Source organism: Novosphingobium profundi (assembly GCF_020524485.1).
Classification (GTDB): Bacteria; Pseudomonadota; Alphaproteobacteria; order Sphingomonadales; family Sphingomonadaceae; genus Novosphingobium; species Novosphingobium profundi_A.
In genome coordinates, this window is record NZ_JAIVLF010000001.1 from 458,297 (window position 1) to 476,233 (window position 17,937).

Genomic DNA, 17,937 nt, shown 5'->3' on the forward strand with positions numbered 1-17,937 from the left:
CGGCGATGGACACGCACCTTTCATGAACGAGGATTCGCTGCTGCGCCCGACCGTGGTGCTGCCTTTCCTGCTGGTCAGCCTGATCTGGGGATCGACCTGGTGGGTCATCACCGGGCAGATCGACGCGGCCCCGGCGGGCTGGTCGGTCGCCTGGCGCTTCCTGCTGGCGACGCCGGCGATGTTCGTGGTGGCGGCCGCGATGAAGCGGCCCTTGCGGATCGGGCGTGCAGGCCATGTCCTGGCGATGCTGGTCGGCATCACGCAGTTCTGCGGGAACTACAACTTCGTCTACAGCGCCGAGATGTATCTCACCTCAGGGATCGTCGCGGTTATGATCGCGCTGATGCTGGTGCCCAATGCACTGCTGGCGCGGGTCCTGCTGGGGCAGCCGATCACGCAGCGGTTCCTGATCGGCAGCGGGATCGCGATTGCCGGGATCGGTCTCCTGCTTCTCCATGAGGCGCGCGAGGCGCCGCTGGCGGGCTCGGTCTGGCTGGGCGTGGTGCTCGCGCTCGCGGCCATGCTCTGCGCTTCGGTTTCCAATGTGATCCAGGCCAATGAGACGGGCCGCAAGCTCGCGATGGTGAGCCTGCTCGCCTGGGCCATGCTCTATGGCACGCTGGCCGATATTGCAGTCGCCTGGCTGCGCGACGGGCCGCCTGTGATCCCCACCGCGCCGCGCTACTGGCTGGGGACGGCCTACCTTGCCGTCTTCGGCTCGGTCGTGACCTTCCCGCTCTATTACACACTGATCCGCAAGCTTGGCGCGGGACGAGCAGCCTACAACGGGGTCGCGGTCGTCGTCATCGCGATGCTGCTCTCGACCGTGTTCGAGGGTTACCGCTGGTCGCTGCTGGCCGGGACGGGCGCGGGGCTCGCAACGCTGGGGCTCATCGTCGCGCTGAGCGCGCGCAAACCCGCCACGTAAGTCGGGTAGCGCGGGCGCCAACCCAGGACGCGCTTGGCCTTCCCGTTCGCCACGCGCCGGTTTTCGGCATAGAAGCCGCGCGCCATGGGCGAGAGCCCGGCCTCGTCAAGGGTCTGGAGTGGGGGCAACGGGAGGCCCAGCAGCGCGCAGGCGTGCGCGACCAGCCAGTTCTGTGGGCAGGGCAGGTCATCGGCAAGGTTATAGGCGCCCGCAGGCTTTTCGATCCCCGCGATCACGCCCGCCGCGATATCCTCCACGTGGACCCGGCTGAATACCTGGCCGGGCAGGTCGATGCGGTGCGCGCGGCCCTCTTGCACGCGTTCGAGGATCGAGCGGCCCGGGCCATAGATGCCGGGGAGGCGATAGACCCGCGCGCCCCGTTTCTGCCACTCCCGGTCCGCTTCGGCGCGCGCGGTGCGCCGTCCGGTGCCGATGGGGCTGGCCTCGTCCACCCAGGCCCCGCCCGCATCGCCGTAGACCCCGGTCGAGGACAGGTAGGACAGCGCCTTGCCCTTCAGCGCATCGCCATAGGTTTCCAGCACCGGATCGAGCGGCTCCCCGCGCGCTTCCTTGCCCGGTGGGACCGAGGACAGCACGTGGTCGGCATCGGCCAGCGCGGTGCGCACCGAGCCTTCATCGTCGAAGGAGAGCGTGCCCGAACGGCCGGTGGAGATGACTTCCCAGCCCCTGGTTTCCAGAACGCGGGCGATGACAGAGGCAGTATAGCCGAGGCCGAAGATGAAGAAGCGAGGCATGGGGGAAGGACCTAGCAGCCTTGTGCCCATTCGACAAAGTGTGCGCCTTGCGCGCAAAACGTATCTCCCCTGTCTGGCAATCGCGCCGGGAAGGGCTAGATAAGGCGCATGGACATCGCCAGCAGACCCGCCGAGCCCGAACAGAACCCTCAGACTGCGGACGCCGCACCCGCGCCGCAGGCTCCGCCGGTGATCCGGCGCGAGGACTACCTGCCCCCGGCCTGGCTGGTGCCCGAGATCGCGCTCGATTTCGACCTGGGTCTCGATGCGACGAAGGTCACCTCCACGCTCTCTGTAAAGCGCAACCCCGAAGGCAACGGTGCTGCGACCCTGCGCCTCAACGGCGACCAGATCTCGCCGGTCTCTGTCCGTGTCGATGGGGAGGCCGCGAACGACTGGCGCATGGACGGGCCCGATCTCCTAGTCGAACTGTCCGGCGATGCGCACGAGGTCACCATCGAGACCGCGCTCGTGCCCTCGGGCAACAGCCAGCTCATGGGCCTCTACGCATCCAACGGGATGCTGTGCACGCAGTGCGAGGCCGAGGGCTTTCGCCGCATCACCTTCTTCCCCGACCGGCCCGATGTCCTCTCGACCTATTCGGTGCGCATGTCGGGCGACAAGGCGACCTTCCCGATCCTGCTCGCCAACGGCAACTGCACCGCCGAGGGTGACGGCGAGAACGGCACGCACTGGGCCGAGTGGCATGATCCCTGGCCCAAGCCCAGCTACCTCTTCGCGCTGGTTGCGGGCGAACTCATTGCCAATCACGGCACCTTCACCACGAAGTCTGGCCGCAAGGTCGATCTCAACGTCTGGGTGCGCCCGGGCGATGAAGGCCGCACGCAGCACGCGCTCGATTCGCTGATCGCCTCGATGAAGTGGGACGAGGAGACCTTTGGGCGCGAGTACGACCTTGACCTGTTCAACATCGTCGCGGTGTCCGATTTCAATATGGGCGCGATGGAGAACAAGGGCCTCAACGTCTTCAACACGCGCTACGTGCTGGCCGACCCCGATACCGCGACCGACGCCGACTACGACGCCATCGAGGGCGTGATCGGGCACGAATACTTCCACAACTGGTCGGGCAACCGCGTGACCTGCCGCGACTGGTTCCAGCTTTCGCTGAAGGAAGGCTTCACGGTGCTGCGCGACCAGCTCTTCAGCGCCGACATGGGTTCCGAACCCGTCAAGCGCATCGAGGACGTGCGGATCCTGCGCATTGCCCAGTTCCCCGAGGATTCCGGCCCGCTCGCCCACCCGATCCGTCCCGATTCCTATCAGGAAATCAGCAATTTCTACACAGCGACCGTCTACAACAAGGGCGCCGAGGTGATCCGCATGATGCGGACCATGGCCGGAGAAGAGCGCTTCCGGAAGGGCACCGATCTCTACTTTGACCGGCACGACGGCACCGCGGCCACCTGCGAGGATTTCGTCAAGGCGATCGAGGACGGCGCGGGGCTCGACCTGGCGCAGTTCCGCCTGTGGTATTCGCAGGCTGGCACGCCGCAGGTTGCGGCAAGCCTGGCGCAGGAGGACGGCAAGGCGGTCCTCACCCTGCATCAGACCGTGCCGACCACACCCGGCCAGCCCGAGAAGCAGGCCATGCCGATCCCGCTGCGCGTTGCCCTGTTCGACCGCGCTACGGGCACCCATTCGGGCGAGAGCCTGGTCGTGCTCGACAAGGCCGAGGACCGCTTCGTCTTCGCCGACGCGCCCGCCGATCCGGTGCTTTCGATCAACCGCGGCTTCTCGGCCCCGGTCGCCATCGAGATGGCGCGCCCCGATGCCGATCTCGTCTTCCTCGCGGCTTGCGATGATGATCCCTTCGCCCGCTACGAGGCGATGCAGAGCCTCGTTGTCCAGCACCTTGTGGCGGCGGTTGGCGGCGGCCTCGACGAAGGCCAGCGCAGCGCCGGGCGTAAGGCCATTGGCGAAGCCTTCCGCGCCATCGTGACCGACGCCGAGCTCGACGACCTGATGCGCGGCGAACTGATGCTGCTCCCGGCCGAGAGCTATCTCGCCGAGCAGCTTCTCGTTTCCGACCCGGGCGCGATCCACTCCGAGCGCGAAGGGCTCAAGGCGTGGCTCGGTGCGACTTTCGCAGACGACCTCAAGGCCCTGCACGACCGCGTCTCGGCGGTGCCCTACAGTCGCGAAGCCGAGGCCCGCGGTGCGCGCAAGGTGAAGACGCAGGCGCTTGTCTACATCGCGGCGGGCGACAGTGCCGAAGGCGCATCGCGCGGCATCGCGCAGTACCGTGCGGCCTCGTGCATGACCGACCGGCAGGGCGCGCTCATGGTGCTGGCCAGCCTCGACTGCCCCGAACGCGAGGAAGCGCTGGCCGACTTCCTGGCACGCTACGAGGGCAACGCGCTTGTCATCGACAAGTGGTTCTCGCTTCAGGCGGGCTCGCTCCACCCGCGCGTGCTGGATCACGTCCGCGCGCTCGCCAAGCACCCGGAGTTCCGCATGTCGAACCCCAATCGCGTGCGTTCGGTCTTCATGGCCGCGGCCATGAACCCCGTCGCCTTCCACGACCCGAGCGGCGAGGGCTATCGCATGATCGGCGACATCATCCGCCGCCTCGACCCGATCAACCCGCAGACCGCTGCGCGCTTCGTGCCCTCGCTTGGTCGCTGGCGCCGGGTGGAGCCTGTACGCGCCAAGCTCATGCGCGCCGAGCTGGAGCGTATCGCGCAGGAACCCGATCTGTCGCGCGACGTGCGCGAGCAGGTGAGCAAGAGCCTTGGCTGACCCGGAGACGGCGGGCGTCGATGTCGCCCGCGCCCAGGCGCTCGAGGGGATCGCGCACGGTTTCCTTGGCCGCCGCGGCGGCGTCAGCGAAGGCGAAGTGGCCGGGCTCAACGTGGGCTACGGTTCGGGGGATGACCGCGACAAGATCGATGCGAATCGAGCGCTTGTGGTGGACGCCGTACTGCCCGGAGCGCAGCTGACTACGGTTTATCAGGTCCATTCGCCCGACTGTGTGCCAGTTTCCGATCCCATCTGGACCGATGCCGAGCGCCCCCGCGCCGACGCGATGGTGACCGACCGTCCCGGCGTGCTCCTGGGTATCCTCACCGCTGATTGCGCGCCGGTGCTCCTGGCCGATCGCGAGGCGGGTGTCTTGGGCGCCGCGCACGCGGGCTGGAAGGGCGCCTTTGCCGGTGTTACCGACAGCACCGTTGCGGCGATGGAGGCGCTGGGGGCGGACCGCAGCCGCATCGTCGCGGCCGTGGGGCCGTGCATCGCGCGGCGCAGCTACGAGGTTGATGACGCCTTTTTCCGCCGTTTCGTGGAAGAGGACGCTGTGAACGAGGGCTTCTTTGCCGCCGGGCGCGAGGGCCACCACCAGTTCGACCTCGAAGCCTATGTCGCCGCGCGCCTTGCCGCCTCGGGCGTGGGCCGAATCGAGGCCCTCGGGCTCGACACATATGCGGCGCCCGAGCGGTATTTCTCGTACCGCCGGGCGACCCATCAGGATGCGGCAAATTACGGACGCCAGATATCCGTAATCGGCTTGACCTAGGTCAAGACAGCCCCCGAACAGAGCCACTACAACCCCGCCCGGGGCGCTTTCTTGCGGCTTGCTTGACCAAAAACACGGTTGGCAGGGCTGGTTTTCGTGTATATCAGCCGTGCCAAGTCGGTAGTGAGGACGAGATATATCTTGTTCCGGTACCGTACGTTGGGGGGATCCAAGCGAACCGTAGGTAAGCAACCTGGCCCCTTGTCGGTTCCGGCGCGCGTCGGTTTTGGCGGGGGGTTGTCTAAAGCAAGGCAAGGGCAAACATGGCAGAAGAAGATGGCGTGCGGAGGCGCGATTTCATCAATGTCGCGGCGGTAAGCGCGGCAGGAGTCGCCGGAATAGGGGTAGTCATTCCGCTGGTAAGCCAGATGTCGGCCTCGGCCGATGTCCTCGCGGCTTCCACCACCGAGGTCGATATCTCTTCTGTGCAGACCGGGCAGGCGATCAAGGCGATCTTCCGCAAGCAGCCGGTCTTCATCCGTAATCTCACCCAGCGCGAGATCGACGCGGCTAACGCGGTTGACGCGGGCAGCCTGCGCGATCCGCAGACGCTGGAAGAGCGGACCAAGGAAGGCAAGACCAACTGGCTGATCACCATGGGCGTGTGTACGCACCTGGGCTGCGTGCCGCTGGGCGCCGGCGAGGGTGAGCCGCGCGGTGAGTTCGGCGGGTATTTCTGCCCCTGCCACGGTTCGCACTACGACACCGCCGCCCGTATCCGTAAGGGCCCCGCGCCCCTGAACCTGCAGGTTCCGGACTACGAATTCACGTCCGACACTGTCGTGACCATCGGTTAAGCCCAAGAGAGAGGATCAAGAACATGAGCTTTCCCTGGGCCAAGCAATACACTCCCAGCCATCCCTTCATGAAGTGGATGGACGAGCGCCTGCCGGTGCCGCGCCTCGTCTACAACGCCGTCGGTGGCGGCTACGAGGTTCCGCGTAATCTCAACTATTTCTGGAACTTCGGTTTCCTCGCGGGGCTGTGCCTCGTACTGCAGATCGTCACGGGCATCGTCATGGCGATGCACTACGCGGCGAACACCGAGGTTGCCTTCGACACCATCGAGCACACCGTGCGCGACGTGAACTGGGGCTGGCTGATGCGCTATGCGCACGCCAACGGCGCCTCGGCCTTCTTCGTCGTCATCTACGTCCACATCTTCCGCGGGTTCTACTTCGGCTCCTACAAGGCGCCGCGCGAGATGGTGTGGCTGCTGGGCGTCGTGATCTTCCTTCTCATGATGGCGACCGCCTTCATGGGCTACGTGCTTCCCTGGGGCCAGATGAGCTTCTGGGGCGCCAAGGTGATCACCGGCCTGTTCAGCGCGATCCCGCTTGTCGGCGAACCGCTCCAGCAGTGGCTGCTCGGCGGCTTTGCGCCGGATAACGCGGCGCTCAACCGCTTCTTCTCGCTGCACTATCTGCTGCCCTTCGTGATCGTGGGCGTGGTCATCCTGCACATCTGGGCGCTGCACATCCCGGGCTCGTCGAACCCGACCGGCGTGGAAGTGAAGAGCGAGAGCGACACCGTTCCGTTCTACCCCTACTACGTCGCCAAGGACGGCTGGGCGATCGGCGTCTTCGCGATCCTCTACTGCGCCATGGTGTTCTTCGCGCCGAACTACCTGGGCCACCCGGACAACTACATTCCGGCCAACCCGATGTCGACGCCCGCGCACATCGTGCCCGAATGGTACTTCTGGCCGTTCTACGCGATCCTGCGCGCCTTCACCCAGGACTTCTTCTTCATCCCGGCCAAGCTCATGGGCGTGCTGGCGATGTTCGGAGCCATCCTGGTGTGGTTCTTCCTGCCCTGGCTGGACAAGTCGCCGATCCGTTCGTCGTCCTACCGTCCGCTGTACAAGAAGTTCTTCTGGTTCGGTCTGATCCCGACCATGGCGGTGCTGTTCTACTGCGGCGGCGCCGCGGCCGAAGAGCCCTACGTCATGATCAGCCAGATTGCCGCGCTGTACTACTTCGCGCACTTCCTGATCATCCTGCCGATCGTCTCGGCTATCGAGAAGCCCAAGCCGCTGCCCTTCTCCATCACCGAGGCTGTCCTCGGGAAGGACGAAGACGCGAAGCTTGAGCCTTCGGCCTGATCAACAGCAAGACAGAAAGAGACGAAAGACATGGCACGCATTCTCTCGATCCTCGTCGGGCTGTTCTTCACGGTAGCCCTGGCCTGGTCCCTCGGGCTCGGGTTCTATACCTGGGCCACCGAACCGGCCCAGCCGACCGCCGAGCACGAATTCCACGAGCATCCCAAGCACGTGAGCTTTGCCAGCGACGGACCCTTCGGCACGTTCGACAAGCAGCAGCTGCAGCGCGGCTTTCAGGTCTACCAGCAAGTCTGCGCGGCCTGCCACGCCCTGAAGCACGTGGCTTTCCGTGACCTTGAAAAGATCGGCTACAACGAGCCGGAAGTGAAGGCCATCGCGGCCCAGTTCCAGATTCCCAAGTACGACGAGATGACCGGCATGGTGGAAACCGTCGAGGGCACGCCCACCGACTACTTCCCGCCCGTCATGTACGCCGGCCAGGGCTCGCCGCCCGATCTCTCGCTGATCACCAAGGCGCGTCACGACGGGGGACCCTACGTCTACTCGCTGCTGACCGGGTATCAGGACCAGCCGGCTGAACTGCTGGAGCACTTCCCGGACGCCAAGACCCCGGATGGGCTGTACTACAACCCGTACTTCCCCAACCTCAACCTGGCGATGCCCGCACCGCTGATGGAGGACATGGTCACCTATTCGGACGGCACCCCGGCCACGGTCGACCAGATGGCGAAGGACGTCTCGGCCTTCCTGATCTGGACCGCCGAGCCGACCATGGACAAGCGCAAGCAGACCGGTTGGCCGATCCTGGGCTTCCTGCTCTTCGCCACGATCCTGGGCTACATGTCCTACCGCAACATCTGGGCGAACAAGAAGCACTGAACTTTGCCGTCCTGGTAGTTACAAGGAACCCCTCCATCCTCGCGGTGGAGGGGTTCTTTCGCTATGGGGGCACCGCTGTGTTCCTCAACGAGTTCCCGGAGTAGCCCCACGTGACGCCTGAAGACCTGAAGCCGCTCGTCCGCACGATCCCGGACTTTCCCAAGCCCGGCATCCTGTTTCGCGACGTCACCACGCTGATGGGTGATGGCGAGGGATTTGCCGCCGCGGTTGGCATGATGGCGGACAAGGTGCGGGCCTGCGAGGGGCAGGCCATTGCCGGGATCGAGGCGCGCGGCTTCATCTTCGGCGCGGCCATCGCGGCGAAGCTGGCCATGCCCTTCATTCCCGTGCGCAAACCCGGCAAGCTGCCCGTACCCGTGCTCGCCATCGACTACGCGCTGGAATACGGCACCGACACGCTGGAGGTCGATCCGGGCGCCGTGGCGGACGGCAGCCGCATCGTCCTTATCGACGATCTTCTGGCGACGGGCGGGACGGCCCTTGCCGCCTGCGAGCTTCTGCGCCGGGCAGGCGGCATTGTCGCCGAGGCGCTGTTCCTCGTCGACCTTCCCGATCTGGGGGGCGCCGAGCGTCTGCGCAGTGCCGGGGTCGCGGTCGAGGCGCTGCTCGACTATCCTGGGCACTAAGGCTGCGGAGAGCCCGTCAGGCCGCTTCGGCCGACTTCCTGCGCTTGCCTCCACTCTCTTCGTCGCTGCCCTCGTCAAGCAGCGCGCGGACCTTTCTCGAGGTCGCGACGGTGCCCATCTCGGCGAGAGCAAAGCAGTTGGCCTCGATGTAGTCGAGGTCATAGAGATAGTTGACCATGATGCCGCGCGATTGCTTCACCCCGTTGGGGGAGATGTCGGCATTGGCATGGATCGCCTCGAGGCGGGCGCCGTTGCCCAGGTGGAAACGCGCGACCGGATCGCGCGGCTGGTTGCCCCGTCCCTTGGCGGTGACAAGAAAGCGCGCGGCCTCGGCGCGCAATGTGTCGTCCGAAAGGGCAGGTACCTTGCCGGGAGCTTCCCCGTCCAACCACCGGGCAAGTCCGGGCACGGGCGAGAGCGTTGCGAAGGTCTCGATGTGGGGAAGTTCCTCGCGTAGCTGCCCGACCACGCGCTTGATCAGGTGGTTGCCGAAGGGAATGCCCTTGAGGCCCTTCTGGCAATTGCTGATCGAATAGAAGATCGCGCACTTCGCCTCGGCGACGGGCACGCTCTCGCGTTCCTCGGCAATGACCTCGTGGATGGCGCCCGGGACTTCGCGGGTCAGGGCGACCTCCACAAAGATCAACGGGTCGAGCGGCATCTGGGGGTGGAAGAAGGCGTAGCAGCGCCGGTCGACAGGCTCGACCCGGCGTTGCAGGTCGTCCCAGCCGCGAATGGCATGGACCGCCTCGTAGCGGATGATGCGTTCGAGCAGGACCGCAGGCGAATCCCAGCCGATGCGGCGCAATTCGAGGAAGCCTGCGTTGAACCAGGCGGTAAAGGCGCCTTCGAGTTCGCGGTCGAAGGCAAGGAGGCCCGCCGAACGCTCGTCCCGGGTGACCGACAGCAGGTCCTCGCGCAGCCAAAGCAGCTTCTGCGTGCCCTCGGGCGCGGTGTTGAGAAGGTTGATGAGGCGGCGGCAGGGCGACTTGCTGGCCGCATGAAGGGCAAGGCCCGAAGCCTCGTCGCGCTTGGCCTGCCACTGCGCGATGGCCTTGTCGATGGCATGGGCATCGAGGGGATGGCGCTCGTGAATGGTTTCCAGAAAGCGGCGGCGCTGGTCTTGCGAGCGGCTTTCGTAAAGGCGGAAGAAGGCGGCGGCGAGGGAGGGGCCCGAGGCACGTCCGCGCACCGAGAGAAGGGCATCGGCAAGGTCGAGAAGGTTTTCGCCCGGCGCGCTGGGCTGTCCGATCCCGACGCTGCGCAGCAGTTTGCCAAGCCCCGCCCCCAGCAGCAGGTCGAGCGGCTTGCGCAGCCGGGCCGAGGCTGCGTTGGCCGCCGAGGCCGCTGGCGCTGGCAGGGGTGGGGATGTGCGGTCGGGATGCGTCGTGGCCATGGCGATTCGCTCCTCCTCGTCTGGGACGCTAGCAGTCTACCAGTCGCGGGAAGGGGCGGGAACCGGCGCGCGCTGAGCCGAGACCCGTAGCGGCACTGGGGGCAAGCGCCGGGCATGTGAAAAGATATGTTGACTAGACGCGCGCTGTCGTGGCAAGCGGCTCGCCTTGGCAGCGCCCGGCGCGCTGTCAGGCCGGCGTTGCGGGTATAGCATAGTGGTAATGCTCTAGCCTTCCAAGCTAGCTAGAGGGGTTCGATTCCCCTTACCCGCTCCACGCTCTTTCTTCTCAAATTGATGTTCGTCCATGCCGTTTCAGGCCGCTTTTGCACGCGCCTGTGGCACCGCACCGGGGCGATCCCCGCTGCGGTGCCTTGGCGCCTAGCGCGAGGAAGGCGGGGTGACGTCACCTGCCGGGGTGCCGAGCGGAGGCAGGGGCTGCGGGATGAGCGGGCGCACCGGCTCGTGTTCGATTTGCCGCTGGAGGAGGGCAACGGCGCTTTCAAGCTGCGCGTCGCGCCCCTCGAACGCGGCGTGCGGGCTGTTCTCCACCTCGATGTCGGGCGCGATGCCGTGTCCCTCGACGATCCAGCTGCCGTCGGCGGCGTACTGGGCGTTCTCGGCGATGCGCACCGCGCCCTTGTCGGAGAGGCGGTTGCGGTCGGAGAGCCAGATGCCTGCGCCCGCCGTGCGCGTACCCACCAGCGGCGCGATGCCCAGCGACTTGATCGCGGCGGCAAAGGTCTCGCCATCGGAGTAGGTGCGCTCGTCGATCAGCACCGCGACGTGGCCGCGGTAGGCGTTCTGCATGTTGGTGGTGGGCACGCCCGAGCCGTCGGGCCTGGCCCAGAAGGCCCAGGGACGGCGCATCAGCATGCCGATGATGAGGCTGTCGATATTGCCGCCGCTGTTGCCGCGCACGTCGATGATGAGGCCATCCTTGTCCAGCTGGGCGAAGTAGTCGCGCGCGAAGCTGGCGATATCGTCCGGGCCCATGGCGCGCAGGTGCAGGTAGCCGACCTTGCCGTCCGACAGCCCCTGTGTGGCAAGGCGGCGTCCCTCCACGAAATCGCGGTAGCTTGCCATGACTTCGCCGTCCTGCGTCATCGGCTCGACAATGGCGCTCATCGCGGTGCCTGCGCGGGTGAGGTCGAGGCGGACTTCCTGTCCGGCCTTGCCCGCGAGTTCGCGGCGCAACTCGGCGAGCGAGGCGATGGGACGTCCATCGACGCGGCGGATCACGTCTTCTGCACGCACGTCGACACCCGGGCGCCGCAGCGGCGGGCGCAGCGCGACAAGGTCGGCCTCGGTGCGCCAGATCTCCTCGATGCGAAGGCCGCCGGAAACCGGCACGTAGCTGGCGCCGAGGAAGGCCATGGCGCTGTTTTCCGGATCGCTCGGCAGGTCGCCTGGACGGACCTGACTATGGAGAATGCCGAGCTGCGAGGCCATGAGGCCAAGGAGGGTATTGAGCTCCGCGCGGTGGCCGATGCGATCAAGGAACGGCTCGATACGGGCGCGCACGTCGTTCCAATCGACCCCGCGCAGGGCCGGATCGTAGGCGAAATCGCGGTGCATGCGCCAGGCATCGACGAACATCTGGCGCCATTCGGAGACCGGGTCGATGGCGAGGCGCCAGTCGTCGAGCCGCACGGTCTCAGGCGCGATATCGTCGGGCAGCTCGGCCTTGGCGGGAACGAGGGCAAGTTCGGGCTTCTCGCGCGATCCGCGCGCGACAAGGAGCGTCTTGCCATCGCTTGAGAGCTCGGCGCCGAGCGCCCCTTCGGCGAAGGTTTCCAGCTTGGGATCGCGCTTGTCGATGGCGATCGAGACCAGATCCTCACCCTTGCGGGTATAGAGGAAATCCTTGGAGGCCAGCAGCAGGCCGGACATGCCGGGCGCGGTGGGCAGTTTGTAGAGGCGCGCGGCGAGGCCGTCCATCACGATGCGGGCGGGCTTGGTGGCCGTGTCGTCTTCGTCCTTTTCCTTTGCAGCCTCGTCGGAGCGCTTTGAGGAGGAGGGCTTTACCTCTTCAGCGCTGCGGGTCAGTTCGTTGTCCTCGCTAAAGCGGAAGGGCGCGGACGGATCGAGCTGGAGCGCGTGGATCTCGCCCCGGTCGGGGAAGGCAACGCCCATGTTTCGGTCGCCCCAGGGGCTGCCCGGCGTCGGCGCGAAGTTGCGGTCCGAGAGGAAATAGAGCCAGGCACCATCGTGCGCGAAGGCGGGAGCATAGTCGTTGTACTTGCTGGAGGTCGCCTGGACGCGGGCGCCCGTGGCAAGGTCCTGAACGAAGATGTCGGCGGTGTTGGCATTGTTCGCGCGTGCGACTTCGGCGTAGGCGATATGGGTGGAGCCGGGCGCGAAGGCGAGATCGTGGAAGGGTTGGTCATCACCCGTCTCGTTGCGGGCGAGCAGGGTGACCTTGCCGCTGGCGATGTCGACCTTCTGCAGGCGGGCCTGCTTGTCCCACAACACCAGAGTCTTGCCGTCCGGCGCCACGGCGAAGGACCAGATGTGCGCGTCATAGCCATGGGTGATGGCAACCGGCTTGCCCGATCCATCGGCGGACATGGCGTAGATATCGCCCTGCTCGCCCTGGTCCAGGATCATGAACACGCGCTTGCCCTCAGGGCCGGCGACGGCCTGGCGGGCGCGGGCGGTGAGAGGTACGGCGAACTCGACCCGGCGCAAGGCTCCGGGTGCGGCGAGGGCGACCCGGCCGCGCGCGGTCACCGCAACGCTCTCGCCCGAAGGAGAGATATGCGCGCCTTCCAGCTGCGACATCGGATCTGCAATCGCGCGAAGGCGGGTCTGCGCGCGGTCGGTGACGATATCGATGGCAAGGGTGTGGAGGTTGGCGTCGGTGCGCGAGAAGACGTGGATGTCGGCGCCGTTCTGAAGGTAGATCGCGTCGCCATCGAGGCCTGCCTGGAGAACGGGGAAGGGCATCTCTTGCGAGAGCTGGGCCGCGCCTGTACCATCCTCGTTCACCGACCAGATTGCATCGCCGCCGCTCTTGTCGGAGATGAAGTAGACCTTGCCGTCAGCGGCCATGGGAAAGCGGATCGGCGCGCCGAAATTGGGCAGGAGCTGGACGGCCTCGTCCGCTGCGCCGCCGTCCCAGCGCCACAGTTGCGCCATGCCGCCGCCGCGGTAGAGCACGGCGTGATCGCGCGCGCGGGCGGTCAGGCCCCGGCGGCTGAAGAACAGCGTGGTGCCGTCTGTGCCATAGGTTGCATCGTTGGCGCGCCACAGCGGGATGGGCGTCGCTTCGCCGCCGGTGGGGGCGACGGTGTAGAGGATTTCACCCTGGCCGCCTCCGGTCAGCCGCGAGGAATAGATGACGCGGCCGTCGGGCGTCCAGCCGACCGTGCGCAGCAGGCCGCCCTCAAAGGTCAGGCGGCGCGGCGTCCCTCCGGCGACGGGCATGACATAGACATCCTGGTCGCTGTCGTAGCTGGCGGTGAAGGCGACCATGGTCCCGTCGGGCGAGATGTGGGCGTCGGTCTCTTCGGCGGGATGGTTGGTAAGGCGGATCGCGCTGCCGCCCTCGCGCCCGGTGCGCCACAAGTCGCCCTCGCTGGCAAAGACCAGGACGTCACCGCGCGCGCTGGGATACTGGTAGAAACCGTCCTCCGCGTGCCCGCTGGTTGCGGCGGTCGCGGCGCCAAGGGCAAGCAGACTGCAGGTGAGAAAGCGCATGGTCTTCATGGGTTGGGGGCCCCTTTTTGTCTGGAATTGCGCGGGACCATGCCGGGGGGCTGCCCGATAGGCAATGACCGGGAACCCGGCGTCCGCAGTCCTGTCGCCAGCAAGGGATCTCCTGTGCCTCCAAAAAAAATGGCCCCGGCCTGTCAGATTTTGGGAGCCGCCACGTCTCCCTTTCGAACGCGGCGCACGCCGCGCGAGTGACCGGGGGGTCAGACGTGATTTCTGCCACGAAAGTGCGTGCAGGAGCGCTCGGCGTTCTTGCAGCCTGTAGTCTTGCCATACTTCCGCAACTGGCGCAGCCGATCCTGGCGGCCACGCCCTCCGCGCGGAGCGCCGAGCTTGTCCGGCGGTTGGCCGGGCCCGATGGGCAGGTGATGGTCGTTGCGCATCGGGGCTGCTGGAAGGCGACCTCGGAAAACAGCCTCGATGCGATTGCGCAGTGCCGCGCGATGGGGATCGACATGGTCGAGATCGACGTGCGCACCAGCCGCGACGGGGTGCCGGTGCTGATGCACGACGCCGATGTTGCGCGCACCACGGACGGTACGGGCCGGGTTGCCGATCTGACGCTGGAGGACCTGCGCGCGCTGCACTTGCGCGAAGGCATGGGCAGGACGGGCGCCGTGACCGAGCGGCGCATTCCCACGCTGGCCGAAGCGCTTGCGGCGACCGGCGGCGAGGTCCTCGTCAACCTCGATGCCAAGGCGGTCGACCCGGCCGTTCTCCTGCGTATCGTGGATGAGGCAGGCCTGCGCGGCCACGTCCTGTTCAAGGCCGAAGCTTCGGCCTCCGAGATCGCGCAGCGCGCGCCTTTCGTCCGGGACGTCCACTTCCAGCCGATCCTGCGCGAGCCGGGCATGGCGGATGCCCCTGTCGCGACGGTCGCGTCCTACGACGCGCTCGCGCCCGTCAGCTATGAGATCGACGTCAAGACGCAGGGGTTCCTGCCGCGCCTGACCGACGCGCTGCGCGCTCGCTGTGCGCGCTACTGGGTCAACAGCCTGGCGGGGCGGGTTTACGACGACCGCGCCGCACTGGAGGACCCGGACGCCGTGTGGGGGCGCCTTGTCGCCTACGGTGTCGACGCGATCCAGACCGACCATCCCGGCATCCTCAAGGATTACCTTTCGCGAAGCGGCCTGCGCAGCTTCGCCTGCACGCCAAGCTAAGGCGTGCCCACTCCCTTTTACCGCTGACTTTTCGAACCTGCTTTTTGCTTCACAGGACAGTTGTATCCATGAAACGCATCCATGTTCTTGGCCTGACCGCCGCTCTTCCCGCGCTTGCCGCCATGCTGGCCACAGCCCCGCTCCATGCCCAGTCGGCCAATGCCAGCACCACGGCGCAGGCCGGTGAGGAGCCCGAGACCGCGCGCCGTCACCGCGCCAACGAGGATACCGCCGAAGAGGCGATCCTCGTGACCGGCTACCGCTCGTCCAACGTCGCGGCCATCGAGGCCAAGCGCGATGCGGTCGGCATCCGCGACTCCATCGCGCAGGATCAGGCCGGTCTCCTGCCCGACCTCACCATTGCGCAGGTCGCCCAGCGCATCGTCGGTGTGGCCCTCGTGCCCGACTTTGCCACCTCGAATGATCGTTCGCCCGACCTTGCCGAGAGCGTCATGATCCGCGGTATCGGGTCCAGCTACAACATCGTCACCATCGACGGCATGCCGCTCGCGACGACCTCTTCAAGCAGCCGCGGCGCGCGCATCGAACTGCTGCCGCCCTCGTTCGTCAGCCGGATCGATGCGGCCAAGACGATCACCGCGAACCTCGATCCCCATGCGCTGAGCGGCCAGCTTGACCTCATCACGGCGAGCGCCTTCGATACCGGCAAGACCACTGTCGTTGCGCGCGCTTCGGTCGGCGACAACAGCACCGCAGGCCAGTTCGCGCACAAGGACCAGGGCCAGAACTTCCGCGGCGACCTCACCTATTCGAGCGTGTTCGGCGCCAACCGCGATTTCGGCGTCGTCCTCTCGGGCTCCTACGCGCGCTACAATTCGAGCAACTACGACTACAAGCCGGGCGCGGTCGATTCCAGCTACCTGCTCTATGACGACAACGGCGAGGAAATCAGCGACTACAACGACCTGTCGACCACCAACGGCTGGTCGGCCGCGGCGCGCAACCAGATCTTCGCCTATACCGACAGCGTCGAGCGCGCCTCGGGCGTGATGAAGCTCGAATACGATCCGGGCACGGCCACCTACGCCTCGCTCTATACCGGCTACTTCTACCAGAAGGAGGACGAGGTCCGGAACGAGTACCTCGCGCAGTCGCGCGACAGCGCCGGTCTGGTCGCGCAAGATGCGACCTCGGGCACCTGGGCCATGGGCCGCACCGCGCTGGGCTATTCGCACCAGCCCCAGAAGCGAGAGACTTTCGTGGTCTCAGGCCTTGTCGAGCAGGAACTGGGCGGCGGTTTCGACGCCAGCCTCAAGGCCACCCATTCGCGCGCGCGCCTCAACACGATTCGCGACCGCTCCAAGTTTCAAGGCGACTACAACGAAGAGGGCGCCTTCGCCTACGACCTGTCGAGCGCCAACCCGCAGCTGACCCTCCTCAACCCGGATTACGTCAACGATCCGGCGACCTACAACGAAAGCTATATTCAGCACATCACCCAGCGTGCCGCGCAGGACCTGACCTTCGTGGGGCTTGATGTGGGCCAGAACTTTGCCGCGGACGACTATGGCCTGGGCTTCAACCTTGGCGCGAGCTTTCAGAACACCGACCAGAGCTACGACCAGGATCGCTTTGCGGGCAACCTTTACGATGGAAACGGCGATCGTATCACGCTGGTCGGCTATGACCGTCCCGACCGCCTGACCACCACCGACCCGCGCATCGACTTCCTCCTTATCAACGACGAGGCGGTGCGCGCGGCCTGGGAAGCGGCGGGGTATACCGACGTCCAGGACGACAGCGACACCAACATCTCCTCCGACTACGAACTGAATGAAAAGGTCTACGCCGCCTACGCGCAGGCGCGCTACCGTACCGAGAACTTCAATGTCCTGGCCGGTCTGCGTTTCGATGCGACCGAGAACGACATCGACCTGTGGGTGCGCGATGCCAACCTGGTGGGCGGCGTGCAGGATGCCGACAGTTACAGCGAGGGGCATCGCCGGGCGACCTACCAGTACCTCCTGCCCTCGGTCATCGCGAGCTACCGTTTCGAGAGCGACGTGGTGCTGCGTGCAGGCTACTCCAAGACGATCGGGCGCCCCAACTTCAACTACTATGCGATCTCGGAATCGATCGGCCTTCCCGACGAGGTCGAGGGCGACAACATTATCTCGGTGACGCGCGGCAACGCGGACCTCAAGCCGCGCACCTCGAACAACTTCGATCTCTCGCTCGAATGGTACCCGACCCGGGGCTCGATGCTGTCGGTCGCGGCCTTCTACAAGGACATCAAGAACCTCATCTTCACCCAGAACATCTCGGTCGATGGCTTCGAGTACCAGGGCGACCTCTATACCGCGCGCATCACCACCCCGATGAATGCGGAGAGTGCTTCGCTCAAGGGCGTCGAGGTCTCGGCCCGCCAGGACTTCCGCGACATCGCGCCGGGCTTCCTGGGCAACTTCGTACTCAACGCCAATGCGACCTACATCAAGGGCAAGCAGACGGTGATCCAGGCCGATGAGACGACCCGCCACGTCGATGGCCTGGAAGGCCAGCCCGAGTTCCTCGCCAACGCCTCGCTTTCCTATGAGGACAGCGTGTTCGGCGCCTCGCTCGCCTACAGCTACGTGGGCGACTACCTGAAGTCGATCAACGAGGACTCGCAGCTCTTCGATATCCACTCGAGGCACCGCAGCGAACTCTCCGCCCAGATCCGCCTCAAGGTCCTGGAGGGGGTGACCGTGATCGCCGAGGGGCAGAACCTGACCAAGACCGACATCGAGTACTTCCGCAAGATGCCCGATGGCCAGCTGCTTGCCGAGCGCGCGCAGAAGGGCCGCACTCTTTGGCTGGGCGTCAACGCGCGCTTCTGATCGCGCACGGGC

General features: G+C 66.1%; 12 protein-coding genes and 1 tRNA gene. 10 read left to right on the plus strand and 3 right to left on the minus strand.

What is annotated here, in order from left to right:
* The first annotated feature begins 22 nt into the window (after positions 1-22).
* A complete protein-coding gene (locus tag LC060_RS01905; RefSeq protein ID WP_226632217.1) occupies positions 23-928 on the plus strand; it encodes a DMT family transporter in 906 nt (301 codons plus the stop codon).
* Here the strand turns inward: LC060_RS01905 and LC060_RS01910 are convergent.
* A complete protein-coding gene (locus tag LC060_RS01910; protein ID WP_226632219.1) occupies positions 838-1,683 on the minus strand; it encodes an SDR family NAD(P)-dependent oxidoreductase in 846 nt (281 codons plus the stop codon). The genes LC060_RS01905 and LC060_RS01910 overlap by 91 nt on opposite strands.
* A gap of 108 nt (positions 1,684-1,791) precedes the next feature.
* On the opposite strand from LC060_RS01910, the gene pepN reads away from it, so the two are divergent.
* The 6 genes from pepN (at position 1,792) to LC060_RS01940 (ending at position 8,812) form a co-directional block, all read left to right on the plus strand.
* Positions 1,792-4,446, plus strand: coding sequence for an aminopeptidase N (gene pepN, locus LC060_RS01915; protein WP_226632221.1), 2,655 nt, complete (start codon positions 1,792-1,794; stop codon positions 4,444-4,446).
* The gene (gene pgeF, locus LC060_RS01920; protein ID WP_226632223.1) at positions 4,439-5,221 is read left to right on the plus strand and encodes a peptidoglycan editing factor PgeF; all 783 of its coding nucleotides are present in this window, start codon (positions 4,439-4,441) and stop codon (positions 5,219-5,221) included. The genes pepN and pgeF overlap by 8 nt, the downstream gene beginning before the upstream one ends.
* Before the next feature lie 263 nt (positions 5,222-5,484).
* Positions 5,485-6,018 carry a ubiquinol-cytochrome c reductase iron-sulfur subunit gene (petA, locus tag LC060_RS01925; protein WP_226632224.1) on the plus strand — a complete coding sequence of 178 codons (534 nt, stop codon included), beginning with the start codon at positions 5,485-5,487 and terminating at the stop codon, positions 6,016-6,018.
* 23 nt (positions 6,019-6,041) lie between these two features.
* Positions 6,042-7,325, plus strand: a complete 1,284-nt coding sequence (locus LC060_RS01930) for a cytochrome b (protein ID WP_226632225.1) — start codon at positions 6,042-6,044, stop codon at positions 7,323-7,325.
* Positions 7,326-7,355: 30 nt separating this feature from the next.
* Positions 7,356-8,165 carry a cytochrome c1 gene (locus tag LC060_RS01935; RefSeq protein ID WP_226632226.1) on the plus strand — a complete coding sequence of 270 codons (810 nt, stop codon included), beginning with the start codon at positions 7,356-7,358 and terminating at the stop codon, positions 8,163-8,165.
* Between the two features lie 110 nt (positions 8,166-8,275).
* Complete coding sequence (locus LC060_RS01940) at positions 8,276-8,812, plus strand: adenine phosphoribosyltransferase (RefSeq protein ID WP_226632227.1); 537 nt, start codon at positions 8,276-8,278, stop codon at positions 8,810-8,812.
* A gap of 16 nt (positions 8,813-8,828) precedes the next feature.
* On the opposite strand, the gene LC060_RS01945 is transcribed toward LC060_RS01940, so the two are convergent.
* The gene (locus tag LC060_RS01945) at positions 8,829-10,208 is read right to left on the minus strand and encodes a malonyl-CoA decarboxylase domain-containing protein (RefSeq protein WP_226632228.1); all 1,380 of its coding nucleotides are present in this window, start codon (positions 10,206-10,208) and stop codon (positions 8,829-8,831) included.
* A 200-nt stretch (positions 10,209-10,408) separates the two neighbouring features.
* Between LC060_RS01945 and LC060_RS01950 the strand changes: the two genes are divergently transcribed.
* Positions 10,409-10,482, plus strand: a tRNA-Gly gene (locus tag LC060_RS01950).
* A gap of 104 nt (positions 10,483-10,586) precedes the next feature.
* Here LC060_RS01950 and LC060_RS01955 read toward each other — a convergent pair.
* Positions 10,587-13,916: a S41 family peptidase gene (locus tag LC060_RS01955; protein WP_226632229.1), complete on the minus strand. Its 3,330-nt coding sequence runs from the start codon at positions 13,914-13,916 to the stop codon at positions 10,587-10,589.
* Between the two features lie 215 nt (positions 13,917-14,131).
* On the opposite strand from LC060_RS01955, the gene LC060_RS01960 reads away from it, so the two are divergent.
* Together LC060_RS01960 and LC060_RS01965 are read left to right on the plus strand one after the other, a co-directional pair.
* Positions 14,132-15,085, plus strand: coding sequence for a glycerophosphodiester phosphodiesterase family protein (locus tag LC060_RS01960; protein WP_226632230.1), 954 nt, complete (start codon positions 14,132-14,134; stop codon positions 15,083-15,085).
* A gap of 68 nt (positions 15,086-15,153) precedes the next feature.
* Entirely contained in the window at positions 15,154-17,925 is a 2,772-nt protein-coding gene (locus LC060_RS01965) for a TonB-dependent receptor (protein ID WP_226632231.1), read from the plus strand.
* Positions 17,926-17,937 lie beyond the last annotated feature (12 nt).

Coding starts and splice junctions, on each gene's coding strand:
- LC060_RS01905 (WP_226632217.1), top strand. CDS start 23: ATGAACGAGGATTCGCTGCTGCGCCCGACCGTGGTGCTGCCTTTCCTG.
- LC060_RS01910 (WP_226632219.1), bottom strand. CDS start 1,683: ATGCCTCGCTTCTTCATCTTCGGCCTCGGCTATACTGCCTCTGTCATC.
- pepN (WP_226632221.1), top strand. CDS start 1,792: ATGGACATCGCCAGCAGACCCGCCGAGCCCGAACAGAACCCTCAGACT.
- LC060_RS01945 (WP_226632228.1), bottom strand. CDS start 10,208: ATGGCCACGACGCATCCCGACCGCACATCCCCACCCCTGCCAGCGCCA.
- petA (WP_226632224.1), top strand. CDS start 5,485: ATGGCAGAAGAAGATGGCGTGCGGAGGCGCGATTTCATCAATGTCGCG.
- LC060_RS01930 (WP_226632225.1), top strand. CDS start 6,042: ATGAGCTTTCCCTGGGCCAAGCAATACACTCCCAGCCATCCCTTCATG.
- LC060_RS01935 (WP_226632226.1), top strand. CDS start 7,356: ATGGCACGCATTCTCTCGATCCTCGTCGGGCTGTTCTTCACGGTAGCC.
- LC060_RS01955 (WP_226632229.1), bottom strand. CDS start 13,916: ATGAAGACCATGCGCTTTCTCACCTGCAGTCTGCTTGCCCTTGGCGCC.
- LC060_RS01965 (WP_226632231.1), top strand. CDS start 15,154: ATGAAACGCATCCATGTTCTTGGCCTGACCGCCGCTCTTCCCGCGCTT.